The organism is Candidatus Melainabacteria bacterium (assembly GCA_003963305.1).
Taxonomy (GTDB): Bacteria; Cyanobacteriota; Vampirovibrionia; order Obscuribacterales; family Obscuribacteraceae; genus PALSA-1081.
On record RXJR01000020.1, the window covers coordinates 107,414 to 133,911 of the forward strand.

The window sequence follows — 26,498 nt, forward strand, 5'->3', positions numbered from 1 at the left end:
ATTGAGATCTGGAGATAAGAAATCGCCAGCAATAAATCGCTGACCTGAATGAGATACAGGAAAACTGCACCAGGATAAAGGCGACAGCGGCATCAAAATGTTTTGCACAGGCAAGCGCTTGGTTAAACCAGACGAGTGTGCCGACTGTTCTCACTACATTCACAGTTACCACTTAAACCGTGATCAACGCTGGGTTCCGTCGAGTGGAATCGGCTTGCTGTGCTTATCAACTGCCACAAGAACAAAATCACCCTGTGCGCATAACTGCCGCTCCCCAGAAAGCAAGTCTTCACTGAAAAGCTCCACTTTGACCTGCAGCGACGTTCTTCCTTTTTTGACTATTCGACCGATTACTTCGACCAAATCTCCTTGCCTGACGGGCGCATGAAAATCAATTTTGCTAGACGATGCCGTAACCATCGATTTACGAGCATAGCGTGACGCGGTGATAAATGCGCTTTTGTCCATCAGTTCAAGTGCATGACCACCGAACAACGTTCCATAGTGATTAGTTTGAGTCGGAAAAACCATTTCGACGATACAAGTGTCATGTTTAGAAAGATCAGTAGATAAAGTCATTTAAAAGCTCCACAGAAAAATAAAAAGTCCCTGATTCAAAACCAGGAACGCGATCTCGTATGAGCCACAATGCTTGTGGTCAGCGAAATTGGCCTCCTTGCCTCGAAGAGGTAATATCGATTGCTTTGTGTTCAGGTGGGTAGTCTGACTGGCAAATTAATTTGCTTCACAGTTGCGGGACAGCGGTGGACTTTCACCACACTTCCCCCACCAGATCGTATTAACGATCCCGAGTTTTGCTGAACAGCTAAGTTTGAGCGCGTGCTCCTCCTGGAGAAATAGACCTGCAAAAATTACAATCGAGCATAAGTTACCATGTCACCTCTAACCGCATTGCTCAAAAATGGATGTTAAGAAATCAAGTGTCATCAAAATTCACACTATTCACTTCTCTTCAGATACTTCCAACACAGAAGCCTTCAAATCGTTGAAGAAAGTCCTCTGTCGGCAGCGTGAAAAAGCCATTGTTCATCTGTACGCCCGCCTTATCATAGTATTGCGACGTTCCCCAGGGATTCCAGATCTGCATCTGATCTAACATCCGATCGTAGCGAATCAACGTTAGACAATGTCCTGGCACATCAGTTGCAATCAGACATTTGGCCGATTCGGCATTGGCAATGATCTGGCGCGCATTCTGTCGATCGTCTTCTTTCTTGAAGCTGTAGTATCGTCCCTCACGACCAGTAAGACCGAGCACAACAGGCATCATGTTTCCGCCATGAATTGTCACCGCATCTAGTGGCTCCACAAACCCGCCACCTTTCGTGCTCAACTCTTCCTTGCGAATGCCGTAGGCTTTTTCTAAAACGGTGAGCCAATAACCATCACCACCCGAGTCAGCATACGTAGCGATCTCACCAAGCGTGGGCACCCCGACCGTAACCGGCGAAACACCCTGAAGGTGTACAGTATAAGTTCCATCTGCATTGGTTGAAATCATCCGCTTTATCGCCTCGGGATCCACGGTGACGATTGCGCCGACGACAGCAAGGAAATAACAATCAGAAGTGTGTCCTTGCTTGATACCATTAATGTGAGGCAACCGGTGCGCGAATAATCGCATCGTCTGATGTTCGACCTTGTTGATGCCTGTTCTGTAAAAGCGCACCAGCGATTTTGCATCTTTATCGCCAAAAGCCAACGAGTTCTGCAAGTTAGCCAGCTCAGAAAGTGTGAACGGTGCGAAGCTCGAATCTTTTCTGTAGTCGAAGCGCTCCTGCGTTTTCAAAGCCGCGAGCGCGACCGCCTCTTCGGGTGTGTTGTTGGGATTTTGAAGCGCCCTGGAAATGTCATCGCCAGTCAAAATTCCATCATGTTGAGTATCCCACTTATCGAAGTAAAGTCGAACAACGGCGAAGAAATCATTAGCCGATTCGTCACTTTTCAGTTGGTCTCGCTGAAAGGAATTGATGTTCTGAAGTACTGTTTTGTGAGCGTCTGTGCTCGGCTTACGTTGCTCCAGATCTCTTATATACGGCACGACGCTCTTGTGAATTTGGGCATCTTTGCCATAGTAGTAAAGCCACGCAAATTGTTTGAGCGCTAGTTTACTCTGGTTCAGGTGCGCGTAACAGACACCTCGGTAGTACGTGCACATCTCGGAAGACGGCGAATGTGAAAGGGCATCAAGCGCTCGAACGTAACTACCGTTAGCAATCAAGTCTCTGGCGGTTGCCTCTGCGTCGGATGGTTTTAGCACTCCGCCTGAGTTCGACACTCCGCCTCGGTTCGGCACTCCGTCTGGGTTCGCCATGCTCGCCAGAAACGACTTGCCAACGCCTGAATCCGAAAGATATTTGCTTGTACTGTTTTCGCATTTGTTTTCGCATTTAGCCCCTGCATCGAGGGAAGCAATAAAACAAACCAGGCAGATTTGAAGAATAAAATTCGCAGTTAGCTTGGGAGGTGCAATATTCGCCATGACATACCAGATCGGGAACTCATCATAAAGCTCTTTTCCCGAAAACCGGTGACTTGCAACGACTGCTGCGGAAAATCATCTTGAGATATAATTTACGGGTTTCCTATCGAGATACAGTCGTGCCCCAAAGCTACAACACAATCGTTCTCGGGCTTGGCGCCATGGGCAGCGCAACCACCTACCAACTAGCCAAACGAGGCGACAAAGTACTCGGCATCGACAGACACAACCCTCCGCACACCTTGGGATCAAGTCACGGAGGCAGCCGCATCACCAGGCAAGCTATAGGCGAAGGCGTGGAATACACACCGCTCGCGCTGCGTTCGTACGAAATCGTTCAGGAACTGGAGTCGCTTACCGGCAATCAACTTTTACTCAGTTGCGGCGGATTGATGATTTCAAACAAAAATACTAAGGGTGTGCACCATGTGCAGAACTTTTTTGAAACTACAGTAGCTGCGGCAAAAATCCACAATATAAAATACGAAACACTTGAGCCCGCTGATATAAGAAAGAGATTTCCCGTTTTCAAAGTATCAGACAGCGAATACGCCTACTACGAGCCGGCAGCGGGAGTGCTTTTCCCAGAGACCTGCATAAAGACACAGCTCGATGTGGCAAGAAGCAACGGCGCCGCTATTCACACCGGTGAAACCGTGTTGAACTTCGAAGAAACAAAGAATGGCGTGAAAGTAAAAACAGACCAAGCTGAATACACGGCCAACCAGCTCATAATCACGGCTGGTCCATGGCTGCCCGAGCTTCTAAAAGAACATCCGGCACTGGCAGGTCACTTTAGCATTGCGCGCCAGGTGATGTACTGGTTCGACATCAAATCTCACTACGATAGTTTCAAGCCCGGCACTTTCCCCATCTTTATCTGGGAAGGTCACGATGACCTTGCCTCCAGCTACGGCATGCCGGCGTTGGATGGACCAGACGGCGGATTCAAAACAGCCAGCCCACAATTCAATGAAATAGTGACACCAGATACGGTGAACAGAGAGATCACGCAAGCAGAAATTGATGCCATATACAATCAACAGGTGCAGCGGTGTTTTGACGGAGTATCGAATAAATGCCTGCGCTCGGCAGTTTGCATGTACACAGACACTTCTGATTCACGCTTTGTGATAGACAAATTGCCTGGATCTAAGGCAATAATCGTTGCTTCGCCCTGCTCAGGACATGGTTTCAAACACTCACCGGCTGTCGGCGAATGCCTCGCTGAGCTAGCATTGTTCGGTAAGAGCAAACTCGATATCAGTGGATTCGAGATGGCGGCGGTTAAGAATTAGCCGAAGAACTCGGTGGCGCGTGCTCACGAATAACCTGTTCAAAAGCCTTTTCCAGGCGCGTTAATACTGGACCGGGCCGACCCGTTCCTACGGCGCGATCGTCGATTGAAACGACCGCCAACACTTCACAGGTGGTGCCCGCTAGGAATACCTCATCGAGCCCAAACAATTCCTCGGCTGTGATAAACCTCCGCTCCACTTCGATGCCCATCGATTGAGCGAACTCTAATACCTGTATCTTGGTTATGCCGGGAAGAACTTTGGGTGACGGAGGCGGCACAATAAGCTTGCCGCTTTTAACACCAAATATGGTTGTATGACTGCCCTCAGTAACTAATCCCTGAGCATCGATCATGATCGCTTCTCTGCAATTTTTCTCAGCTGCGGCTTGCGCCACGATGCAGTTTGCAGTTAGACCTGTTTGCTTAATGTCGTTCCTTCCCCATCGAATATCCGGATGGGTAATTACTTTGACGCCTTCCGCTCTCACTTGCGGAGTAATAGTCTGAATCCTGTCTGCGTATATAAGGACGTTGGGTTGGCAATTTTCCGGGTAACGATGTTGGCGAGGCGCCTCACCTCTGGTGACCTGGATATAAACTATCCCGTCGAGAACGCCACTGTTGGCTAGAGTCAGACGAACGTTTTTCTCAATTTCAGAAACATCAGCTTTAATCTTAAGGTCGTTCAATCCATTACGCATGCGGTCGAGATGATCGCTGAATCGAAATAATTGACCACCGTAAATCCTCACGACTTCATATATCGAATCTCCAAATGTGAATGCGCGGTCGAGCACCGACACCTTCACGTCTGCCAGCGGCATCTGCTGCCCGTTCCAGTTGGCAACTATCTGGCGAGCATCGTGTGTGGGATTGGTTACTTGATCTGGATGACCTGAAGTCGCTGATGATGCTTTCATTCAATTACTTTTCCTGACAATGATTGATAAAAGACATTCTAAGGCAATTTGGGCAGCCCATTCGCCGTGATGCCGCAAATCTATTCGCTCACGAGCCAAAATTGACTGCTTACCGTGAGCAAATGCTAATGTCAAGAACGAACCTTTCGAGGGACCCGAGCGTCTTCCTGATCATCGACAACTTCGAAAACAGTACTAATGTGAGGATTTCCCGTGCTAAAGAAAAAAACAGTGCTTCTGGTGATATGGAGCATTGTCGGTAACTGTCTCGGCACTCTGAGCAGCGACATTCTACGTAGCGGATACAACTCCCTGGCGAGAAATATCAGACAAGTTCGTCTAGCAAAGCGAACTGGACTTACTAAACCAAATGATAATTGCTCTTCAGTGCATGCTGATCGAACGTGATCGCCTGCTCGCCTGCTCAACTTCATCGTAAAAAAACAGGACGCTATTCTCGGTACATCCAAGAATGGAGGTTCAGGCAAGCCAGACACGAATAAGTACGAAGGCATGTTAGGCTTTTCCAAATGACAGATGCGCAGAAGAATTTGGACTCAAAGACAATCGTGCGAGGCGCCTGCCCCCATGACTGTCCTGATAGTTGCGCGCTGGTGATCACAGTTGAGAATGGCAAAGCTACAAGTGTAAAAGGCGCTCCTGATCATCCAACCACAGACGGATTTTTGTGTACAAAGGTGAATCGGTACCTTGAACGCACATACAGCCCTGAACGAATCTTGCACCCAATGAGATCGGTAGGAGCTAAAGGCGAACGAAAATTTGAAAGAATCAGTTGGGAAGACGCAATAGCCACTATCACAGACAAGTTCAAATCGATTGCGGAAGAGTTTGGACCAGAAGCAATTCTCCCATACAGCTATGCCGGCACCATGGGGCTCGTTCAGGGCTCATCGATGGACCATCGCTTCTTTCACAAACTCGGCGCGTCTCTATTAGATCGCACCATATGCGCTAGCGCCGGTGGTGCTGGTTACCGTTATACGGTTGGTGCCACCATTGGCACTGACATGGAGCGCTTTGTCGACTCCAAACTAATCATTATCTGGGGTTCCAATCCAATCACATCAAATGTCCATCTGTGGCCTAAGATTTTGGAAGCACAACGCAAAGGTGCAAAGTTAATAGCCATCGATCCTTATAAATCGCTGACGGCAGAAAAATGCAATCAGCATCTGGCGATCAAACCTGGCACCGATGGCGCATTGGCTCTCGCAATGATGAATGTAATCATTGCGGAAAATCTGACAGACTCTGACTATGTAGAGAAGTATACGGTCGGATTCGAACAACTGAGAGACCGTGTCGCGGCATGGACACCAGCGCGAGCAGCAGAGATAGCAGGCATTTCGCAAGAATCCATTGTAAATCTAGCACGAGAATACGCAACGATAACACCCTCAGTGATCCGATTGAACTATGGCATGCAACGTCATACGGGCGGTGGCATGGCAGTAAGAACAGTGGCATGCTTGCCGGCACTCATCGGCGCTTGGCGCCACCCATCAGGTGGAATATTACTTTCAGCTTCTGGCAATTTCGGCATCGATAACAATAAGCTTCTTCGCCCAGATCTGATCTGGAATAATCCGCGCACGATTAATATGTCAGCGCTCGGCGACGCACTGTTGGGCTATAACCGAACCGTAAAAACTGCGACGTCACCAGATGGTCTAACGAATGTTGAACAAACACTCACACCATTAGATCCTCCGATTAGAGCTATTTTTGTCTACAACTCAAATCCTGTAGCTATTGCACCAGACTCGAAAAAGGTAATAGAAGGATTCTCCAGACCGGATCTATTTACGGTTGTGCACGAGATTTTCCACACCGACACAGCCGACTATGCAGACATCATTTTGCCTGCGACAACTCAGCTCGAACAGTTCGATGTGCACAAGTCATACGGGCATTTGTACATGCTGGCAAATGCACCGGCAATTGCTCCAATCGGAGAAGCTAAACCGAATAGCGAAGTATTCCGACTTTTAGCTGAAAGCATGGGTTTCATAGACGAGTGCTTTGCAGATACTGATGAAGAAATTGCCGGGCAGGCGATTTTGACCAGTCATCCGAATATGCAAGGCATTGCACTGGAGCAGTTAAAGGAGAAGGGCTGGCAGCGCTTATCGGTTCCAGAAATTTACGCACCATTTGCGGAGGGTAACTTTCCAACCCCTTCAGGCAAGTGTGAGTTTTACAGTGAAACGCTTGCCAAACTCGGCATCGATCCATTGCCTTGTTTCATACCACCCACTGAGTCTGTGCGCACTGCACCGGAATTATCGAAAAAATTTCCATTGGAGATGATCTCGCCACCGGCACATAACTTTCTAAACTCGAGTTTTGCCAACCTGCCCAGCTTTCTAAAATCAGAAAAAGAACCATTCCTGGAGATCCATCCGAACGATGCTGGTGTGCGCGGCATCAAAGACGGTGACCGCGTGCGCATTTTCAACGACCGGGGAGCTTTCGGTGCAAGAGCAAGAGTTTCCGAGCGCGCCAGAGAAGGTGTTGTTGTGGCATTTTCCATCTGGTGGAAAAAACTCACCGTCGACGGTACTAATGCAAATGACGTTACTTCACAACGATTGACTGACATGGGTGCAGCAGCAACATTTTATGACACCCTTGTGGAAGTAGAGAAGGAATGAAGATAAAGCGCACTATGTGCTCGCGCCGTCCAACATTCGGTCTGCAATTGTCGGGATAGCCATTTTTCCGCGGCGCCCCGTCCCAGGTGACTGTCTAGACCTCGATCTGCACGCCTTTCCAAAAGGCTATATAACCGGCAATTTCTTTAGCTTCTTCTTTGGGCTGACGATAAGTCCATGCCGCATCGTTATTGACGTCGTCTCCGACTTTGATGCTGTAATAGTTTGCTTGACCCTTCCAACCACAAACGCTTGTTGTCGAGCTATCTTGCAAATACTCTTGCCGCACGGAATTCAGAGGAAAGTAGTAATTTCCTTCGACAGTCCTCGTCTGCTCACTCTCCGCGATGATTGTATTCTTCCAAATAGCACGAACCACTGGCAAATGTCCTTTAGGTAACAAACACGATGGTACCAGGTAAGCACAACTTCTGGATCACTTATTAACTCCGCGCAGCAGCGACCTTTACGACACCCATGTGGAAGTCGAGAAAGAATGATAAATGGGACTAAAGGCAGCCGCACCGGTTTTGGTGCCCTTCCCGGACAACGGACACAATTGCAATAGACTGACCAGCCTAGCTAATAAAAGTCGGAGAGACGCTCAATAGTTTGATCGGTGACTAATTCTCTTGAGGGTCATGTCTGCACAGACACTTCCGGCAATTCCTGCTGCTATGCACAAAAATGGATTTGTTGTTGCTGTGTTTCTCAACAGAAGCTTCACGCCTGACTCCCAGCCTAACCAAGCAACACCGGTGTCTATTAACGCATTGATCCCCTCTTTCGGAGATTGTTTGAAGCCATGTTCAATCTCGTTGATAGTTGCAAGAGCGCCAAACAAAGCTAGTTTTTTTAAGGGGCTTCCAAAAGTTCGTCTAGCGGAATTACCCAGATTTTCTGAAACAACAGACTCAAGGGAAGGAATTTTGCTGCCGCGGTTAAATTTCTGTAGGTCATTTAAAGAATAGTTCCCGAGAGATCCGTCTGTTTTAAGCAGACCAGGAAAAGCCTTTTTGATGTACGAAGCAGAGATAGCATCGGCCTCAGAGTTTGTCAAAGATTTCAATTCGGGATAGGTCCATGTTTGTTTGATATAGCTTCCTAGCTTCCCGGCACGAAGTTGTTCGAATTGAATCGAAGAGTCTTGAATTGTCTTGCCCACTTCTTGCTGCCATTTCAGCGCGCTTACTATCGCGCTAGTCTCTTTTAAAATGCTCGACTTTGCAACCAGTTTCGGATCTGCTCCTTTTGAAAAAAGTTGATAGCCATGAATACCATCGAAATGCCCTATCTCATGCGCAAGCGTAAAAGCAGATGAAGTTCTCGGGCCCACGTTACCAGTGTGCGTAACAGCGTCAAAAAAACTATCAAACAGATTTCGCCTGTACGTAATCTTTCCTAAACCATTCGTGCCAAGTGTTCCGCTTCTACCGAAGAATCCTTCTTGAGAATATCCACTAGCAGCTCTGTTGAAAATCGTGACCTTTTCTACAGGAACTCTCAGTCTGTCAAGCTCAGTTTGAAGTTGTTTTCCGTGCTCTCCGGTCGAGCCGAGACGTTTTATTACTGATCTGCTGTCAGTTTCAAGTTCGCCAATCAACGCCAAATATGCGCATCTCGAAATGAGACCTTTTGGTGCTGCAAGCAAGGATGTTTGATCGATTGAATCACTACAAAACTCGTCCACAGCAATACCAGGTTCAATTCCAGAGTTGTCGTCCAATCTAACTGGATAACTGTGACAATTCCATTGCGCAGATAGGGTGAACTTGGAAAAAATTTAGGTCTTGCAGGCTGCCACCAAACTTTGATTCGTCAGGTTCACCCAACTTCGATTCTCGCAGATAGCGCAAGACTGCGAGTTTCAGAGAGCCAAAACTTTCTTCAAGAACCTATGCATCAAATCTAAATGCCTGGTGTCAAAAAACTCCGGACTAAAATGTCCGACTCCGTTCAACCAATAAACTTCGGAATATATTCCATGCTTTTTCAGCGCGTCCTGCATTTCCGCGATCTGGTTTGACGGAACGACTTTATCGGCCGTACCAGCCTCGAAGAAAAATGGTGCTGTTTTATTCGACACCCAATTAACGGGACTAGCCTGGAGCGCGACGACACGATTCTCAAGTGTGGGTCCACCAATTAGCTGAGATTGGTCGCTCTTCTTGTTTTGCACAATTTCATAACCTGGTGTTGATGCACGTGTAATCAAATTTGCTATTCCTGAGAACCAGAGTACTGCTTGCACATCGCTTGACGATGCCAAATTGGCGCCCTTGTCGAAGTCTTTGATACCATTTGTGGCGGCAAGAAATGCCGCTAAATGCGCTCCGGAAGAATGTCCTCCAGCTACAAATCGCTTTGAATCCAGATTGTATATATTTGCATTCGCTCGCAGCCAGCGCACTGCTGATTTGCAATCCAGTATTTGTGCGGGCCAAATATTCTCTTTGCTAAGTCGATAGTTTATTATCGCCACTGCGAATCCGCGTGACACAAACTCATGCGCTACTCCTGCAAAATCAGCTTTATCGCCACCGAGCCATCCGCCACCATGGATAAGAATGACAACAGGCAAGGGCTGCTTCGAAGGTGCTTTTGGCAGGTACAGGTCAAGCGACTGACTTGGTCTAGCGTCGGGAGTATATGCAAGATCGTGATAAATCCGCATGCCTGACTCTTCAGTTTGCACTGGATTCAAAGCCGGTGCTGGCATAATGCCGGGAGCTATCATGCAAAACACCAGTATTGAAACGGTCAGAGCAATGCTAGCGGTCCAGTTCGCTCGAAACAAATTTGCCAACGAAGAATTCATAAAACATGGCACCAGAAAACGATTCTAATTCAAGAATGAAGGAGAAATTCGTCAAATCCTGCTTTCTGCACAAATTCATCGGCGCTTTACAGAGCAAAAAGCTTGCTAGCGATTCCTTTACACGAAAGTAGTTTCATTAGGCAAACTCTTTCGAGGTAATAGTGAAACGTCAGAGTTCTTTGGTATCAAATTCTTCGCCATCTGAGGAGATGGATGACTAAAGTCTACACGAGAATCTCCTATTTCCCAGACCCATTAACGTTTTCCAGCCGAAAGATATTTTGTGTACTCATCCGCATGAATGATGTCAGATTCCTATGCAGCTCAAATAATAGAAGTACAAATATGTTGCAGAGGCTCGACCCCGCCATGGACACAAACAAGATTGCTTCAGGTCATTTAAACTGCAAACGTTTTTTCGAAACAATTGTTCGGATTTGCACATCCAAGAATTCTCCTGTCACTGCAGTCGAACATCCAGAGAAGCAATGTATATGCAAGTCTTGCCTTGACCCGCTCTCTCGTTCTCATTCGGAATCCGTAAGACAATTTCGACAGCACGATCGTGAACTGGTTCATAAGTGGTTAACTGAAAGTGGTTATCACGATACTGACAATCCTCCAATTCATGCTACGCGAGAAATCCAGCTTGAGGGATTCGCGGACGCATACCTGGAGAAACTGGAGGAAGGTTGGTGTCAGGCAGAGAAGCGATAATTCTGGCATTTGAACAAAAAACCAGTCTGTTTTTTTGATCGCTGTGGTACTACATAAAGTGCCTAAATTGGGATGTTTCTTATTCACCGAGGTGAAGAGTACAGAACAACGCACACATGTTTAATGACAAAACACTCCCCGCTCATACGTAGGGGGAGTGTTGGGGGACGATTTGCCGACCCCGGAAAGAATTGCGCGGTAAGAGACTCGAACTCCTAACCCCCTCGGTGTAAACGAGGTGCTCCACCATTGAGCTAACCGCGCAAAGCAGAATGACAGTGTAACATCTTTGCTTCCGCTGACTAGGTCTGTCTCTCCATTCGTTAATCCGTTTTACGAACGTTGCTCATCAGCCAGACAAGCGGCTAGATACCGTTTGATCCAAATCTAATCTTGGCAACGGTAAAAATGGAAACGACTGGAGCAGTTTCGGGTTAGAATGAAAACCGTTGTCAAAACCAAACGGGTCGGATATGCGGTCAGCGACAAAAAATCTATTTATTGTTGGCTTTGCGGCTCTAGGGTTCTCGGCGCAGTTTTTCCCGACCCAGTCCGCCTTTGGTGGTCCGTTGCTCAAAATCGGCACTGAAGAGTCTTCATATTATAAAGATGCCGAAATCGTTCATTGCCCGAAGCCCGAAATCCCCGCAGAGCTGCACGAACAGTGCTTCAAGTCCTGCTGCCTCGCCAAATTCACTATCAAGCAGGATGGCGCCAGTTCAGTCACCTTGCTTTCCTCAACCGGTAGCACCGAGGTTGACGAAATCGCCGTCAGCACGCTACAACGATGGAAGTTCAAGCCGGCCACAGTAAACGGAAAACCGGTAGAATCTGCCAAGAAAATAAGGGTTGAGTTCGAAGTCGAAGAATGACGCACAGCGAACGGTTGACGAAGGGCGCGAAAAAAGTTTTAGAGATTCTGGGAAAGTCGCATGAGCTGACTAGCGCCCAGGATATACATAGCCGTCTACGCACCGACGACGAGCGAGCGCCCGGCTTGACGACCGTGTACAGGTCTCTGGAATCGCTGGTTGGGCAAGGGCTGGTACAGGCTGTCGACCTTGGCGACGGCGAACGGCGCTATGAAGTCGTAAAACCAGGCGAACATCATCATCACTTGATTTGCGAAAAATGCAACAGCAGCGTTCACCTGGATCAGTGCGTAGTCCACGATTTGGTAGACGCTATCAAAACCAAATACGGATTCACAACCCGCGCACACATACTGGAAATTTTCGGCACCTGCTCCAAGTGCAAGTAACGGCCGTCACCCGCTCAATCATGACTCTTTTGCGGCAAAGTAAGTTTGCGAGTAGAAGGCTCCAGGCGCTTCAGTCCAAGCCGGTCAGTCATAATCAGCAGCTTGTCTCCAACGGCAAGAATGTTGTTGGGTGAAGGATTCCAATCCACTTCGCCACCAGCCTTCTCGTGCAGAAGCACAGTTACCTCATGCTGATGCCGCACATCATCAACAGTCTGCCCAACCAACGCTGTATTAGACTCAACCACAATTTGAATAGCATTGATTGTGGTGCCACCAAACTCAAACGAGTCGATAATGTCTCCGCTGATAGCCGCCTGGGCAAACAATCTTGCCGATCGCGCAGATGAACTGTATGCGCCGTGAATACCGAGATTTTTCTCGATTTTCTTCGCCATTTTCTGGTCGAACATACGCACTACAACACGAATATTGGGATTCAACTCACGCGCAGTCAATACCGCTTCGAGGTTAACAAGGTCGTTGTCAGTCACGGCGATGATTGCTTTGGCTTTGTGTATATTTGCCACCATGAGCATTTGCGAGTCACGCGCATCGCCCATCAACACTGGTACGTCTATGCCGGCCACTTCATTGACGAATCGGCTTTCAGCATTCGACTCAATCACAGTCACGGTCTCGTCGAACTGGCGCAAGTGCTGCACAACGCGCACCCCCACGTTTCCCAGACCACACACGACGATGTGATTTTCAAATGTAGACGCGATCATTTTTTGCCACTCCCCGGAGTACCGCTGATGCTGAAACAAAAGATTGCCGAGATGCACGACACCCTCGGCAATTGTGACTAAACCCAATAGTGGTAACAAAAAGAAGAGAGGCGCGATTCTCCAGTCATCAACATATGTGAGCGGACTTTCGAAAAAGAGCATAAGCCAGACGTCGTAGACTGTCTGCATGAAGCCCAGACGTTCATGCGGCAAATCAGCCCGTGGATAGAAGGAATAGATGAGAAGCGCTGAAGTCGTTACCGAACAAATGAAGATGATGAAAAAGCTCTGAAACTCTTTCAGCAGCACCTTAATCAGCAGCATCAGCTGCTGGCTTTTTCTTTGAACGTAGAAGACTCTTCCAGATGCCAAGATCAGTTCTCACTTCAGGAAACACCAGTATATTCGCAATGGCATGATTTGCAGAAGCGACAACCTTTTGTACCTTTTGCAAGCCCTTGCAAAGTGGCGAAAAGACGAGGACCGGAAGAGACTGGCAAAAGTCAGCGACTCAGAAAGCGCCGAGAAAACCAACGACAAGCGCCTGCCAGTGCAGCGGAACAATGCGAGCGGCGCTGATTTGCTCAGTGATCGGACAAAAAGTAAGCCGGATGCGTGATGCATCCGGCTCAACCATTTCATGCGGAACCTCGAATTTGATTAGTTCAAGTATTCCTTCAACTGTCCAACTTTCGAATTGCCTCTCAATTTCTTGAGGGCTCTATTTTCCAATTGTCTTGCTCGTTCTCGTGTGACGCCTAACGCCATTGCGCATTCCGCCAGGCTCTTAGGTTTATCACCGTTGAATCCGTAGCGCATCAAAAGAACGCTGCGCTCGTGAGCGGTCAAATAACTGAGAGCTTCAATGACATCCTTATGCAAAAGCTTCTGAGCAACTGCTTCAGCGGGTGCCGAGTTTTCATTTTCATCACTCAGAGTTTCACCGAGAGTGGTGTCAAATCCAGCAGCGCTAGCAGCGTCGAGAGACAGCAGCCCTTTTGAAATATCGAGAAGTTTCCGCACCTTATCAGGCGTGGTCTTCATTGAAACTGCCAACTCCTCGGTTGTAGGCAGTCTTCCGGTTTGTTCACTTAACGCTCTAACTTGTTTCTTCAAACGGCTAAGCATTTCGTTCATGTGTCCAGGCAAACGAATAGTCCGAGATTTATCGGCAATCGCTCGCACAATTGCCTGGCGAATCCACCATGTAGCGTACGTCGAGAATCTGTATCCCAGTTCGGGATCGAATTTATCGACAGCTTTCATCAGACCAAAGTTACCTTCCTGAATCAAATCAGGATAGCTTAGACCGCGATTCAAGAAGTGGCGAGCCACACTAACGACCAAACGAAGATTCGACTGAATCAGCTTTTTTCGGGCGTCCGCATCGCCTGAGTGCGCAGCTCTCACGAGTTCGATCTCTTGAGCACCTGTAAGAAGGCTGTAACGGCCAATCTCTTTCAAGTACATAGTCATCGAGTCGTCATTGAACGAGCGCGCCTGCTCGATCGGTTCGACCTCCAATTCCACCGGCTCAGCAACGTTTTCGTCGAAGGAAGCTTCGAACTCGTTCCAAGGCTCGTCATTTATATGATGGGATTTTTTCTGAAGGTTCATTTTCATTGGCATGTTTCCTAAATGGGTTCCCAGGTGACCCGAGCAAGTCTCACTCGAACTCGGTGGTCTGGGAACCACTGAACAAATAGATGACCAAAGAGACCTTAAGGTTCCCCAAAAATCAGCCAAATTTGTTAAGAAAATACGAAAAGATGAAGCCCAAAACCCAAACCAGTTAACAGTTTCTCTATGGATACTATTGGATTTTTGGGGGCTTCCAAACCCCGAAATGGACTTGTCGCCCGCTGGACGCCCCGTCAAATTAGTGTCAATTTCTAAGCCCCTTCGTTAGCAGAATGCTCTAAAAGTAGTAGAACTAGATCGGGCTCGCGTACGCGCCACACGGAAATGACAAAATACTGGCGAAAATTCGGCATTCCATACTTAACGGCGACAGCCGCTGTTGCGCTGATGACTGTGCTAATCGCGGTTGTGCACGCAGACCGGCACGCCTCGAACATCTCGATGCTCTACCTGCTGATTGTGACGGTTGCCGCCCTCTTGCTGGGTCGCGGAGCCTCCATCTATTGCTCGATACTGGCATTTTTCGCCTTCGACTGGTTTTTCGTCGAACCGAGGCATCAGCTCACCGTCGCATCGTTCAGCGAATGGTTAGCCCTATGTATGTTTCTGCTCACCGCGACAATAATCGGGCAGCTTACGGCGTTGCTGCGGAAACGCATGGAGGAAGCGCAAAAAAGTCGAAACGAGACGGCAGCTCTTGCAGAAGCAAGTTGGGCTGTTGCGTCTGACATTGACAGAGACCGCGTATTGAAGAAGCTGATGGAAACAATCATGAAAGTTTCAGCCGCCGATGCCGTTTCAATGTGTCTTCAAAACGCAGAGTTCGACGACAGTCCGGTCTGGATTCACTCCAACGCACCAATTCAAGACGACGAGCTTTCCAAAGAAGCAATGACGCATGCGCTCGTGCGAGGGCAATCGATTGGATGGGACAACAGCCCGCACTGGAAAAAAGCATTCGGAGATCTCAAAAAGTCTGAGCTGATATATCTTCCAATCACTCTGAACAACGAAACATTTGGCGTCATTTGTATGCGACTGAAACCTGCCGCGACCATTGAAGACAGTGAAAAGAACATCATCAACTCCGTGATGAATCATGCCGCCGTCGTATTACATCGAGACAAACTCTTGCAAATTCAAACGCAGGCAAAAGCACTGGCTGAAGTAGATCGCTTGAAGACTGCGCTACTGTCCATGGTGTCACACGATTTCCGCAGCCCTCTCACTTCCATCAAAGCAAGCGTCGGCAGCATGCTTCAAACAAACTCCGGAGCGCTTGACGCAGAAACTCAGACGCAGCTTCTTCAAGGCGTCGATCAGGAAGCGGACAGACTGAACAAGATGGTCGGCAATATTCTCGACCTTTCTCGCCTGGAAGCTAACGCATGGACACCGAAGAAAGAGCTGACTACAATGACTGAGTTGGTTGGGTCAGTAGTCGATTCGTTCGGTGAACAAGAAAACAAACGGATAAAAGTTGACATTGCAGACAGAGACAAAGAATTTTCATTTGATCTGGTGCAGATGACACAAGTGCTGCGAAACCTGATTGAGAATGCACTGAAATATTCGAGCGACGACGTTACGGTCAAGTTTTACAACGGCAACAACATGATGAATATTGATGTCATCGACCACGGTCCAGGACTGCCACGTGGGGAGGAAAAAGATATATTCAAACCATTCCATCGCTCGAAATCACTGCAAGAATCGTCAACGCCTGGAATGGGAGTAGGTTTGGCTGTATGCAAAGGACTGATTGAAGCGCATAAGGGCACGATAAGTGCTGCGAATCAAAGTGGTGGCGGTGCGGTCTTTCACATTGCCCTGCCACAAGAAAATGGAGATACAAAACAACAATGAAAATTCTTGTTATTGACGATGAGCCGCAAATTCGTCGGGCATTGAGGGTCGGACTCGAACAGAATAACTACCAGGTGTTTCTGGCAGCAAACGGCGAAGAGGGGCTTGATATGGCAGCTTCGCGCCTGCCTGATTTGATCATTTTAGACCTGGCGATGCCCGGCAAGAATGGTTTCGATGTTTGCAAGGAACTGCGGGAGTGGACCAAGACTCCAATCATCGTTCTTTCTGTGCGCGATAGGGAAGAAGATAAAATCAAAGCTCTCGATCTCGGCGCCGATGATTACCTCACCAAACCATTCGGAATCGGAGAGTTGCTCGCCAGAGCCAGAGCAGTTTTGCGCAGGCAAGCACCAGATGAAGAGCAGGAACAATCAACATTCACATGCGCAAATCTGAAAGTAGATTTTGCGCACCGGCGCGTGTACATCTCCAACGAAGAGGTGCATCTGACACCGAAGGAATATGACTTGCTGCGGTATATGACTACGAATGCAGATCGAGTCTTGACTCACCGTCAGCTTCTGTCGAAGGTCTGGGGACCCGAGTACGAAAACGATTCGCACACGTTGCGCGTTCACATTGCCAATCTGAGAAACAAGATTGAGGAACATCCGGAGCGACCTTTTTATATCCACACTGAAACAAGAGTGGGATACCGCTTCCGTACGGATCAGCAGGCAACCGCAAACGATAAAGCAACCGTTGGAGTCTAATTCATCGGCAGGGAAGAGAATTACCGAGTAGCAGTCACATGGTCTTAACAGATCCTATTGACTGCTAAGGTACACCCATACCAGCAAAAGCTTGCTGGGTGAGAGTTGCGGCTAATTCTCCAGACTGAACATTTGCAGCAATTGGTCGCGCCGCTCCGAGCCCCTTAGGCGCACTGGCACCAGGTGCGTGCGAAACCGGAGTAGGTCGAAGCTGAGTCGCGGCAACAAATTGCTTGTCGCCCTGCACGACCATCGCTAGTTCGAGCAACAGGCGCTTCATCTTTTGCACTTCGGCACTGAGTTGCTCCAACATCACTTGCCGCGTATTCAATGTAGCAATGCTAAGGCCTTTTTTCTGTGCGACACTTGCCGTAATTGCATCAAGCGATTTCGAATCTCGGCTTGTAAATCCAGGAATGTTTGCGTCTGTAATCCATCGATCTATCATCTGGTCTTTGCGCGTTTTTGAACTGCTTCCATCCGCTGGTACTTCGTTCAAGAAAAGCCAAACTGATTTCGGATATTCAATTTCAGGGCTGGTTGGATAGTTAAAGATCTTCGCCAGCATGTTGGGCTCAACTTCAGAAGTCTTCCGCTTTCCGTTGACGGCCTTCAAGGTGTACATGGATGCAATCGACGGCACAAGACCAGCAGCGATACCAGTGATACCTGATGAAACAGCAAAAACTCCTCGAGTATGTGTCGGTATAGTCAACCCTTCACATACCGCCCATAACACGCCGTTACTGATAAAGCTACCAGCGTTTACTCGCGCAACAAGCTTGTCTCTATCGTTAGTAAATGTCGACAGAATTTCATTGTAGACATTTTGTTCTGCAGTCATCTCAGCAATTGCGAAATCTACTTCAAGGCTGGTTCTAGTGATAATCTGAAGTGCCTCTGAGCGAGCATCCAGCAAATCTAATCTCGCCTCATTGCGCTCCGCTCCTGGCGCAAGGTTATCCAGCTTGGCGCGAAGAGTCTGCATCCTGTCGATCACAGGCGTCAGCTGGATATCGTTGGCTAACTGCAAAGTATTCGGAGAAACATCAGTTCTGTTTAGATTCACACCACTTTTCAAAATCTGTCGTGGAAATTCCTGACTGTTCACTACCGGTGCACCGGAACTGGCTGGCGCGGGCGCATCTGCATAGACAACAGACGCGTTGTGCAGAACGGCTCCAGCTGCCACTACTACGCCGAGGATCTTCGAATTCATTGCCACCTCTTTTTCTAGTTTTCAGACCAAATCAGTTTAGTTTGATCTGCATCAAGATGGCATCAAGAATATCAACTGCACCTACCATGGCCGACGCGCGCGCACCATATCCAGTGGCACCACAAAGCAGATAAGCGCAATTGACATCACGGCACAATCAGGCTCTATTCTGCATCGAAGTCGATTTCTGTCCTAAATATTATCTTCGCTCAGTAGCAGCCCTAGTATTATTAGAACCCAGTTCAGATGGTCCTTTTAACCCGTTCAGGAGACCCAATGCGATCGCGGCGCCCTGTGATAGCGTCAAGCCTGTCACTACTTTGCATCTTCAACAATTACACAAGCGCCTTAGCCGCTGCTCCGAACTCGCAAGAATTTCCAACCCAAATCCTGCGTACCGGAGTCGATCTCAATTCAACAACTGTTTCACCTAACACCAGGCAACTAGCTGACATCTTAAAGTTAACGCCACTGATCGAGCGAAATCAACAACTGCGCACCAAAATCAACCCAACCAATTTTGACCCCACTCTGGAAAACGTGGCGATGGGGCAACAACTGATTGCCTGCGTTTCTGAGTCGACACAGATCATTCAAGAAGCGAATCTGGCAGTCGACTTTACTCTTGCGGAAATACAAGCCGAACAAAATATCTACAATGAAATTTTGAACACCTACGTCAACGACAGAGATAAAGCGACTTTAAGAACCAACGCATTGAGCTTTATCTCAAACGGCGCCCTGTGGTCTGTCTGCGAAGGCCTGGCTATTCCAACAAATACTCATCCGGAACTAACAGCTCCATCAGGAATAACGGGAATTTTGGCAGGAATTATTCCATCAATCGCATCGATTTATGCACTTAAACAACTAAGTGGAAAGAAACAGACGTCGGAAAAAGATCCAAACATGTTGGCAAAAATTTTCGACTATCCGGTCACTCCTGAAATCGATTATCCAAAATGCGTCTGGGATTTTCTGAACAGTACGCAAGTCGGTGAACCGTCTAATAAAACGCGCCGCACGCTGCTGATTGAAAGATGGGTAGCTGACAAGAACATTCCAGAGTTCACGGAATCAACAGCCACCAAACAATTAGATGTCATAACTGCAAGCGTGCCCAGGAAAAAAGCGCTCAACATAGCCACCCTCAACACGCGCATATCAATGCTGCAACAACTTGGCGCTGAGCTTCTTAAGATGAAAAGAATGCTTTTGGAATTGTCCATGGTCATTCGCGGCGAAAAACAAATGTAGCCGTTCATCCGAAACTTGATGCTGCCTTAACTGCGTCTGACGAAGTCTTGACCCTTTCTTGATACTCACAGCGGTACATTTACCTGTGGGAGCAAAAGACACATGGATTTCTTTTACATAGGCGCTGCCATTTTATTCTTCGCACTCAGTGCAGCCTATGTCACAGGCTGCGATCGATTGTGATCGTCTGCAGGCAAGCAAAATGAATCTCGACAACATACTGGCCGGCACCACCTCAATAGGGCTGCTTGTCTACCTATTCTTCGCACTCTTATATCCGGAGAAAGTTTAGCCATGACCGGCATTGGTTGGTTACAGATCCTGCTGTTTGTGGTGGCACTGATTGTCATCACGAAACCAGCCGGCACATACATCAAGCGGGTAATGGAGTGCGAGGCAACATGGCTGGACCCGCTTTTTAGGCCTGTCGAAAAGATCATTTATCGGATTGCTGGGGTCGACGAAACAATCGACATGCACTGGACACAGTACGCATTTTGCATGTTGGCATTCAGCATTGTGACTCTTCTGTTTTCTTACGCCATCCTCAGACTGCAGGGTGTCCTGCCCTTCAACCCGATGTCATTTTCGACAGCACAAGCACCCGCTTTCGCCACTGCTATGACGCCTGACCTGGCTTTCAATACTGCCGTCTCATTCACCACGAACACAAACTGGCAGGCATACAGCGGCGAGAATACAATGTCGTACCTGTCTCAGATGCTAGCCCTGGCACTTCACAACTGGGTTTCCGCAGCTGCGGGAATCGCCGTCGCTGTAGCCATGATTCGCGGATTCTCCAGACAATCAGCGACCGGCATAGGAAATTTCTGGAAAGATCTGGTTCGCTCCACCCTTTATGTTTTGCTGCCCGTGTGCCTGATTGCTGCGTTGTTCATGGTCTCGCAGGGAGTCGTACAGAACTTCAGTCCTTACGTCCAGGCAACAACACTAGAGGGAGCACAGCAAATCATTCCCCAGGGTCCTATCGCTTCGCAGGAATGCATAAAGATGTTCGGCACTAATGGTGGTGGCTTTTTGAATGCCAACAGTGCACATCCATTCGAAAATCCGACACCGCTATGCAATTTCGTGGAGATGCTCTTGATCTTCATGATTCCAGCAGGGCTCGCATACACGTTCGGGCTCATGGTCAAAGACACACGCCAGGGCTGGGCGCTATTTATCACCATGATGATGCTGTTCGTAGTCGGAGTAATCACCTGCTACGGCTTCGAAGCATCTGGAAATCCGAACATTGCCAGGCTCAATGTCAACACTTCTACTTCGCAACTTGGTGACCTGGGCGGCAACCAGGAAGGCAAAGAAGTGCGCTTTGGTTTAGCGAATTCTGCGCTCTTCGCTGTGATCACGACAGATGCAAGTTGCGGTGCAGTAAATTCCATGCATGACAGCTTCACGCCACTGGGCGGGCTTGTTCCCCTCTTGAACATCCAACTGGGCGAGCTGATATTCGGCGGAGTGGGTGCAGGACTATATGGCATTCTGATTTTCGCCATTCTCACCGTCTTCATTGCCGGGCTGATGGTCGGCAGAACGCCTGAGTATGTCGGCAAGAAAATCGAAAAGAAAGAAGTTAAAATGGCAATGCTGTTTGTGCTTGTCGCGGCTTTTTCCATACTGGGCTTTACTGCCTGCGGTGCCATATTGGAGCTGCCCGCCGGCAGTTTCTGGAACGCCGCCGGTGCGACCTACAATAACGTGAACAACAACGGCGCCCATGGTTTCTCGGAAATCATGTATGCCTTCACATCAGCAACAGGCAACAACGGTTCTGCATTTGCCGGAATTTCTGTAAATACACCCTTCTACAATCTGACTCTGGCAATGGCGATGCTCATGGGCAGATTCATGATGCAAATACCCGTGCTTGCTATTGCCGGTTCGCTCAGCGCAAAAAAATACATCCCCACCACAAGCGGAACATTTCCAACAGATGGTTTTGTATTCATCGTTTTGCTGATCAGCGTCATCATTATCGTCGGAGCATTGACCTTCTTTCCAGGCTTGACACTGGGTCCAATTGTCGAACACTTTTTGATGCACTCAGGCAAGCTGTACTAGCCATCGGAGTATGAAGTGGAAACTGAAAACATAGTCACAAAGAAAAAATCGAGACCTCTTCTCGATCCGCAGATCGTGCGTGGTGCTCTGAAAGATTCTTTCATTAAGCTAAATCCAGCCAAGCTTGCCAAAAATCCAGTCATGTTCGTGGTCGGAGTTGGTTGTGTTTTGACGACGGTGCTGTGGTTGAGAAATCTGGCCTCAGGTGCGACGACTGGCGAAAAGCTCTTGTTCGAAGGTCAGATCACTCTCTGGCTATGGTTTACAGTTCTGTTTTCCAATTTCGCTGAAGCCATGGCGGAAGGGCGCGGCAAGGCACAAGCTGAAACATTGAAACGCGGCCGCAAGGAAGCAATCGCTCGAAAACTTCTTGCCAACGGGCAAGAAGAAATGGTCGCAGCTACAAACTTGCGAAAAAATGACATCGTGCTGGTAAAAGCGGGCGAGCTAATTCCCAGTGACGGGGAAGTCATCGAAGGAATCGCGACCGTCAACGAAAGTGCGATTACCGGTGAATCCGCACCGGTAATCAGAGAAAGCGGCGGCGACCGCAGCGCTGTCACAGGCGGCACAACAGTGCTGTCAGACTGGCTGAAAATCAAAATATCGGTTGACCCAGGTGAGACCTTCATGGACCGCATGATCGCTCTGGTCGAGGGTGCGCAGCGGCAAAAAACGCCAAACGAGATTGCGCTCGACATTCTCCTGGCTGGTCTGACAATCGTTTTCGTCATCGCTGTTGTCACGCTACTCCCATTTGCCAACTATGCTGTGCGCGCAGGCGGCTCCGGTCAAGTGCCGGACATCTTCTCTCTGGCATCATTGCTCGTGTGCTTAATTCCCACGACCATTGGTGGTCTACTTTCTGCCATCGGTATTGCAGGCATGGACCGTGTGTTACAACACAATGTGCTGGCTATGAGCGGCAAAGCCGTCGAAGCGGCCGGCGACGTCGACACGCTCCTGCTCGATAAAACCGGAACAATTACGCTGGGAAACCGCCAGGCCGTCGAATTCATTCCCGCACCAAACGTGACTGTGCAAGAGCTCGCCGATGCGGCTCAGCTATCTTCTCTGTCGGACGAAACTCCCGAAGGCCGATCGATCGTGGTGTTAGCCAAGAACTATGGTTTAAGAGAACGAGAACTTTCCAACAAAGAAGCTGAGTTCATTCCATTTTCCGCCAACACTCGAATGAGCGGCGTCAATATGAACGGCACCCAAATCAGAAAAGGCGCAGCCGACGCCGTATACAAATACGTCAAGGAAACTGGACTGACGATTCCTTCCGAAATTGAAAAGGAAGTGACGCGGGTGGCGCAGGCCGGCGGCACACCACTAGCGGTGGCGGATAACAAACGCGGTACGCTCGGGGTAATTTACCTGAAGGATGTGGTCAAAGGAGGAATGAAAGAACGCTTTCTGCAACTCCACGCCATGGGCATCCGCACGATCATGATCACCGGTGACAACCCACTCACTGCCGCAGCGATCGCCACCGAAGCAGGGGTCGATGACTTTCTTGCCGAAGCTACACCCGAGCTAAAAATGCAGCTTATTCAGAAAGAACAAGCGGGCGGCAGGTTGGTTGCTATGACCGGAGACGGGACCAACGATGCTCCGGCGCTGGCAGCAGCAGACGTGGGTGTGGCGATGAATTCCGGAACTCAAGCAGCCAAAGAAGCCGGCAATATGATCGACCTTGATTCCAACCCGACCAAATTGATCGAAGTCGTCGAAATCGGCAAACAACTTTTGATGACTCGCGGAGCACTGACTACGTTTTCGATTGCTAACGACGTGGCTAAGTATTTCGCCATTCTGCCCGCAGTTTTCGGCACCATGTATGCAGCATCTGGAACAATGCACGGACCATTGTGGACGCTAAACATCATGCAACTGCACTCCCCTGAGTCAGCAATCCTCAGTGCCGTCATATTCAACGCTCTGATCATAGTTTGTTTGATACCTCTAGCTCTGCGTGGCGTTCCTTATCGACCAATGACCGGTGCGGCTCTGCTGCAAAGGAACTTCCTGGTCTACGGAATTGGCGGTATTGTCGTGCCGTTCCCTGGCATCTGGATCATCGACCGAATCATCGTTATGCTCCACCTCGCACCAATGAGCTAAAAATGCTGAAAGAATTGATACCTGCTCTCCGAATGACCTTTGTGCTGGCTCTTTTAACGGGACTGATTTTTCCGCTGTTTATCACTGCAGTATCGCAAGCGCTATTTCCTGAAAAGGCTAATGGTTCACTTGTCCGCAATAACAAAGGCGATGTTGTTGGCTCAGCTCTGCTGGCTCAAAAATTCGAGGCGCCAAAATACTTTCATCCGCGTCCATCAGCAGCAGGATCAGGATATGCAGGAGAAGCTTCAGGCGGAACGAATCTGGGACCGACCTCGACCAAGTTGATCATGGGAATCGCAGACGACCCGAATACAAAAGCGGACGAATCATTTGCCGGAATCAAACAACTTGCAGAAAGCTATAGAAAAGAAAATGAGCTTGATCCAAATGCAGCCGTGCCTGTCGATGCAGTAACGCGATCAGCATCAGGTCTGGACCCTGATATCTCCGAAGCCAACGCCATGATGCAAGCACCAAGAGTTGCCAGAGCTCGCAATCTAAAAGCCGATGACGTAAAGGCTATGATTCGCAAATACAGAACCGACCGCGACCTGCAAATTCTGGGCGAGCCGAGGTTGAACGTACTGACAATCAACATGGCTTTGGATAATATCAAATGATAGCTTTCAGGCATTGAGCACAAAATGAACGATGGGCGACCGACACCAGAAGAGTTTTTACAAAGACTCAAGGACGAAGAGACGAGCCGCCTGATCGGTAAACTCAAAATCTTTCTTGGCATGGCACCGGGCGTCGGCAAAACGTACACGATGCTGGAGTCGGCGCAGAAGCTACTTCGCGACGGCGTCGATGTGGTCGCAGGATGCATCGTCACGCATGGCAGAAAGGAAACGGAGCAGCTTCTGCACGGCATCGAAATAATTCCCTACAAACAGATCACGTATAAGAACACCACGCTGGATGAGTTCGATCTGGATGCGGCACTGGCTCGAAAGCCTCAGGTAATTCTCGTAGACGAATTGGCGCATACTAATGTACAGGGCTCAAGACACGAAAAGCGCTGGCAAGACGTAGAAGAGCTGCTCAATGCAGGTATAGATGTTTACACGACTCTCAATGTTCAGCACGTCGAAAGCGCGAACGACATCGTGGCGCAGATTACTCACGTACAGGTCAAAGAAACGGTACCGGATCTGGTGCTCGAACGAGCCAATGAAATCGAACTTGTTGATTTGACACCCGACGAACTAATTCAACGACTGAAGGAAGGCAAAGTATATGTTCCCGAACATAGCGAACGGGCGCTGGAGAACTTTTTCCGCAAAGGCAACTTGATCGCGCTGAGAGAATTAGCCCTGCGAGCAACAGCCGAACGCGTCGACGATCAGATGCAGAAATACAGGCGAGATGAATTCATCAAGGAGATCTGGCCGGCTCGAGAAAGACTGCTAGTTTGCATCGGTCCACACCCTCTTTCGGCCAGACTTGTACGAGCAACAAAACGAATGGCTAAAGGTCTGCACGCAGAATGGACCGCCGCTTACGTCGAGACTTCGCGCACGGCCAGATTCTCAAAGAGAGATCGCGACAGAATCATGCGCACGCTCAGATTGGCAGAGCGACTGGGCGCAGAAACAACAATTTTGACGGGTGAAAAAACTAGCGAAGAACTTGTCTCGTATGCGCGTAAACTTAACATCACCAAAATAGTTATCGGTAAACCTGCCAAACCACGCTGGCGAGAATTGATCTTTGGATCGGTGGTGGATGACTTGATCAGGAAGAGCGGCAACATCGATGTCTACGTAATCACTGGCGACACCTCAAACACAGAACCTCTGGCCAAAGACATGGTGCGTGAATCGGAAAATTTCATGCACTACATTTACGCCACGTCAGCCGTAGCAATCGCGGCGGCAGTAGCCAAATTCGGGTTTCACAAACTGGCTCAGGAGAACCTGATGATGTTCTTCTTACTGGCAGTCGTTGTGACAGCACTTAAACTCGGAAAAGGTCCTTCGATACTGTGCGCGGTGCTCGGAGTGGCTGTCTACGATTTCTTTTTTGTGCCTCCTTACCTCTCCTTTGCAGTATCTGACACGCAATACTTAATAACCTTCGGTGTCATGCTCCTGGTTGGTCTGACACTGAGCACACTTACTACCACAATAAAGAAACAAGCAGAGTTATCACGCAAACGAGAACGCCACACGGCGACACTGTATGCGATGACTCGAGAACTTGCCTCTGCGCGAGGAAAAGAAAAAGTTGCGCGCATTTCTGCACGTCACATCTGCGATGTGTTCGGGTGCCAGGCCGCAGTTATGCTACCTGATGAAAGTGGTGAAACTGTAGTAGTTCCTGATATAGACAAAGCTTACGAACTCGACGCCAAAGAGACCGGAGTTGCCCAGTGGGTCTTTTTGAACAACCAGGTGGCGGGAGTCGGAACATCAACTCTACCGGGCGCAAAGGCACTGTATCTTCCTTTGACCGGCGCAAAGGGAATTATCGGCGTGATCGGAATTTTGCCATCAAATCGGGAACGTATGTTCGACCCTGATGAAATGCATCTGCTTGAAACATTCGTCAATCAAATGGCACTAGCGGTCGAACGTGCCTGGCTCGGTGAGCAAGCCGCACAACGAGTACAGTCGATTTCGTAATTCACATCGACAGGAATCAAGATTGT

21 protein-coding genes, 1 tRNA gene and 1 riboswitch are annotated in these 26,498 nt (G+C 48.7%); of the genes, 12 read left to right on the plus strand and 10 right to left on the minus strand.

Annotated features, from left to right (window positions below; all coding sequences use genetic code 11):
* Nucleotides 1-183: 183 nt before the first annotated feature.
* Nucleotides 184-579 (minus strand): acyl-CoA thioesterase, encoded by a 396-nt coding sequence (locus tag EKK48_19430; protein RTL39222.1) that lies wholly within the window; start codon nt 577-579, stop codon nt 184-186.
* A gap of 116 nt (nt 580-695) precedes the next feature.
* Nucleotides 696-827: riboswitch (cobalamin riboswitch) on the minus strand.
* A gap of 146 nt (nt 828-973) precedes the next feature.
* The gene (locus tag EKK48_19435; GenBank protein RTL39223.1) at nt 974-2,503 is read right to left on the minus strand and encodes a hypothetical protein; all 1,530 of its coding nucleotides are present in this window, start codon (nt 2,501-2,503) and stop codon (nt 974-976) included.
* Nucleotides 2,504-2,583: 80 nt separating this feature from the next.
* Here EKK48_19435 and EKK48_19440 point away from each other — a divergent pair, with 80 nt between their 5' ends.
* Nucleotides 2,584-3,801 (plus strand): N-methyl-L-tryptophan oxidase, encoded by a 1,218-nt coding sequence (locus EKK48_19440; GenBank protein RTL39224.1) that lies wholly within the window; start codon nt 2,584-2,586, stop codon nt 3,799-3,801.
* Here EKK48_19440 and EKK48_19445 read toward each other — a convergent pair.
* Nucleotides 3,791-4,723, minus strand: coding sequence for a D-amino acid aminotransferase (locus tag EKK48_19445; protein RTL39225.1), 933 nt, complete (start codon nt 4,721-4,723; stop codon nt 3,791-3,793). The two genes, EKK48_19440 and EKK48_19445, sit on opposite strands and share 11 nt — an antisense overlap.
* A gap of 530 nt (nt 4,724-5,253) precedes the next feature.
* Between EKK48_19445 and EKK48_19450 the strand changes: the two genes are divergently transcribed.
* Nucleotides 5,254-7,401, plus strand: a complete 2,148-nt coding sequence (locus tag EKK48_19450; protein ID RTL39226.1) for a molybdopterin oxidoreductase family protein — start codon at nt 5,254-5,256, stop codon at nt 7,399-7,401.
* A 94-nt stretch (nt 7,402-7,495) separates the two neighbouring features.
* Here the strand turns inward: EKK48_19450 and EKK48_19455 are convergent, their stop codons facing one another.
* The 4 genes from EKK48_19455 to EKK48_19470 all read right to left on the minus strand — a co-directional run bounded on the left by EKK48_19455 (nt 7,496) and on the right by EKK48_19470 (nt 11,200).
* Nucleotides 7,496-7,780, minus strand: a complete 285-nt coding sequence (locus EKK48_19455; protein ID RTL39227.1) for a DUF427 domain-containing protein — start codon at nt 7,778-7,780, stop codon at nt 7,496-7,498.
* 225 nt (nt 7,781-8,005) lie between these two features.
* Nucleotides 8,006-9,127 (minus strand): hypothetical protein, encoded by a 1,122-nt coding sequence (locus EKK48_19460; GenBank protein RTL39228.1) that lies wholly within the window; start codon nt 9,125-9,127, stop codon nt 8,006-8,008.
* 141 nt (nt 9,128-9,268) lie between these two features.
* On the minus strand, nt 9,269-10,219 hold the full coding sequence (locus EKK48_19465) for an alpha/beta hydrolase (GenBank protein ID RTL39229.1): 951 nt from the start codon (nt 10,217-10,219) through the stop codon (nt 9,269-9,271).
* 909 nt (nt 10,220-11,128) lie between these two features.
* Nucleotides 11,129-11,200 (minus strand) — tRNA-Val (locus EKK48_19470).
* Nucleotides 11,201-11,409: 209 nt separating this feature from the next.
* Between EKK48_19470 and EKK48_19475 the strand changes: the two genes are divergently transcribed.
* Complete coding sequence (locus tag EKK48_19475) at nt 11,410-11,808, plus strand: TonB family protein (protein RTL39230.1); 399 nt, start codon at nt 11,410-11,412, stop codon at nt 11,806-11,808.
* Nucleotides 11,805-12,197 (plus strand): transcriptional repressor, encoded by a 393-nt coding sequence (locus EKK48_19480; protein ID RTL39231.1) that lies wholly within the window; start codon nt 11,805-11,807, stop codon nt 12,195-12,197. Before EKK48_19475 ends, EKK48_19480 begins: the two co-directional genes overlap by 4 nt.
* Before the next feature lie 14 nt (nt 12,198-12,211).
* Here the strand turns inward: EKK48_19480 and EKK48_19485 are convergent, their stop codons facing one another.
* Both EKK48_19485 and EKK48_19490 read right to left on the minus strand, forming a co-directional pair.
* Nucleotides 12,212-13,300, minus strand: a complete 1,089-nt coding sequence (locus EKK48_19485; protein ID RTL39232.1) for a TrkA family potassium uptake protein — start codon at nt 13,298-13,300, stop codon at nt 12,212-12,214.
* A 288-nt stretch (nt 13,301-13,588) separates the two neighbouring features.
* Nucleotides 13,589-14,557, minus strand: coding sequence for a sigma-70 family RNA polymerase sigma factor (locus EKK48_19490; GenBank protein ID RTL39233.1), 969 nt, complete (start codon nt 14,555-14,557; stop codon nt 13,589-13,591).
* Between the two features lie 336 nt (nt 14,558-14,893).
* Between EKK48_19490 and EKK48_19495 the strand changes: the two genes are divergently transcribed.
* Both EKK48_19495 and EKK48_19500 read left to right on the plus strand, forming a co-directional pair.
* On the plus strand, nt 14,894-16,435 hold the full coding sequence (locus EKK48_19495) for a DUF4118 domain-containing protein (GenBank protein RTL39234.1): 1,542 nt from the start codon (nt 14,894-14,896) through the stop codon (nt 16,433-16,435).
* The gene (locus EKK48_19500; GenBank protein ID RTL39235.1) at nt 16,432-17,151 is read left to right on the plus strand and encodes a response regulator transcription factor; all 720 of its coding nucleotides are present in this window, start codon (nt 16,432-16,434) and stop codon (nt 17,149-17,151) included. The genes EKK48_19495 and EKK48_19500 overlap by 4 nt, the downstream gene beginning before the upstream one ends.
* Before the next feature lie 64 nt (nt 17,152-17,215).
* On the opposite strand, the gene EKK48_19505 is transcribed toward EKK48_19500, so the two are convergent.
* On the minus strand, nt 17,216-18,370 hold the full coding sequence (locus EKK48_19505) for a hypothetical protein (protein RTL39236.1): 1,155 nt from the start codon (nt 18,368-18,370) through the stop codon (nt 17,216-17,218).
* Nucleotides 18,371-18,646: 276 nt separating this feature from the next.
* Between EKK48_19505 and EKK48_19510 the strand changes: the two genes are divergently transcribed.
* The 6 genes from EKK48_19510 to EKK48_19535 all read left to right on the plus strand — a co-directional run bounded on the left by EKK48_19510 (nt 18,647) and on the right by EKK48_19535 (nt 26,472).
* Nucleotides 18,647-19,627, plus strand: a complete 981-nt coding sequence (locus EKK48_19510) for a hypothetical protein (protein RTL39237.1) — start codon at nt 18,647-18,649, stop codon at nt 19,625-19,627.
* Nucleotides 19,628-19,829: 202 nt separating this feature from the next.
* Nucleotides 19,830-19,919 carry a K(+)-transporting ATPase subunit F gene (gene kdpF, locus EKK48_19515; GenBank protein RTL39238.1) on the plus strand — a complete coding sequence of 30 codons (90 nt, stop codon included), beginning with the start codon at nt 19,830-19,832 and terminating at the stop codon, nt 19,917-19,919.
* Between the two features lie 2 nt (nt 19,920-19,921).
* Complete coding sequence (gene kdpA, locus EKK48_19520) at nt 19,922-21,712, plus strand: potassium-transporting ATPase subunit KdpA (protein RTL39239.1); 1,791 nt, start codon at nt 19,922-19,924, stop codon at nt 21,710-21,712.
* A gap of 30 nt (nt 21,713-21,742) precedes the next feature.
* On the plus strand, nt 21,743-23,842 hold the full coding sequence (gene kdpB, locus EKK48_19525) for a K(+)-transporting ATPase subunit B (GenBank protein ID RTL39330.1): 2,100 nt from the start codon (nt 21,743-21,745) through the stop codon (nt 23,840-23,842).
* A gap of 2 nt (nt 23,843-23,844) precedes the next feature.
* Nucleotides 23,845-24,465: a K(+)-transporting ATPase subunit C gene (kdpC, locus tag EKK48_19530; protein RTL39240.1), complete on the plus strand. Its 621-nt coding sequence runs from the start codon at nt 23,845-23,847 to the stop codon at nt 24,463-24,465.
* Nucleotides 24,466-24,489: 24 nt separating this feature from the next.
* Nucleotides 24,490-26,472: a sensor histidine kinase KdpD gene (locus EKK48_19535; protein RTL39241.1), complete on the plus strand. Its 1,983-nt coding sequence runs from the start codon at nt 24,490-24,492 to the stop codon at nt 26,470-26,472.
* Nucleotides 26,473-26,498 lie beyond the last annotated feature (26 nt).

What these genes read in the sequence shown, in the direction of transcription:
- EKK48_19430 (RTL39222.1), bottom strand. Translation starts at nt 579, where the DNA reads ATGACTTTATCTACTGATCTTTCTAAACATGACACTTGTATCGTCGAA.
- EKK48_19435 (RTL39223.1), bottom strand. Translation starts at nt 2,503, where the DNA reads ATGGCGAATATTGCACCTCCCAAGCTAACTGCGAATTTTATTCTTCAA.
- EKK48_19445 (RTL39225.1), bottom strand. Translation starts at nt 4,723, where the DNA reads ATGAAAGCATCATCAGCGACTTCAGGTCATCCAGATCAAGTAACCAAT.
- EKK48_19450 (RTL39226.1), top strand. Translation starts at nt 5,254, where the DNA reads ATGACAGATGCGCAGAAGAATTTGGACTCAAAGACAATCGTGCGAGGC.
- EKK48_19465 (RTL39229.1), bottom strand. Translation starts at nt 10,219, where the DNA reads ATGAATTCTTCGTTGGCAAATTTGTTTCGAGCGAACTGGACCGCTAGC.
- EKK48_19475 (RTL39230.1), top strand. Translation starts at nt 11,410, where the DNA reads ATGCGGTCAGCGACAAAAAATCTATTTATTGTTGGCTTTGCGGCTCTA.
- EKK48_19480 (RTL39231.1), top strand. Translation starts at nt 11,805, where the DNA reads ATGACGCACAGCGAACGGTTGACGAAGGGCGCGAAAAAAGTTTTAGAG.
- EKK48_19490 (RTL39233.1), bottom strand. Translation starts at nt 14,557, where the DNA reads ATGCCAATGAAAATGAACCTTCAGAAAAAATCCCATCATATAAATGAC.
- EKK48_19495 (RTL39234.1), top strand. Translation starts at nt 14,894, where the DNA reads ATGACAAAATACTGGCGAAAATTCGGCATTCCATACTTAACGGCGACA.
- EKK48_19500 (RTL39235.1), top strand. Translation starts at nt 16,432, where the DNA reads ATGAAAATTCTTGTTATTGACGATGAGCCGCAAATTCGTCGGGCATTG.
- EKK48_19505 (RTL39236.1), bottom strand. Translation starts at nt 18,370, where the DNA reads ATGAATTCGAAGATCCTCGGCGTAGTAGTGGCAGCTGGAGCCGTTCTG.
- EKK48_19510 (RTL39237.1), top strand. Translation starts at nt 18,647, where the DNA reads ATGCGATCGCGGCGCCCTGTGATAGCGTCAAGCCTGTCACTACTTTGC.
- kdpF (RTL39238.1), top strand. Translation starts at nt 19,830, where the DNA reads ATGAATCTCGACAACATACTGGCCGGCACCACCTCAATAGGGCTGCTT.
- kdpA (RTL39239.1), top strand. Translation starts at nt 19,922, where the DNA reads ATGACCGGCATTGGTTGGTTACAGATCCTGCTGTTTGTGGTGGCACTG.
- kdpC (RTL39240.1), top strand. Translation starts at nt 23,845, where the DNA reads ATGCTGAAAGAATTGATACCTGCTCTCCGAATGACCTTTGTGCTGGCT.
- EKK48_19535 (RTL39241.1), top strand. Translation starts at nt 24,490, where the DNA reads ATGAACGATGGGCGACCGACACCAGAAGAGTTTTTACAAAGACTCAAG.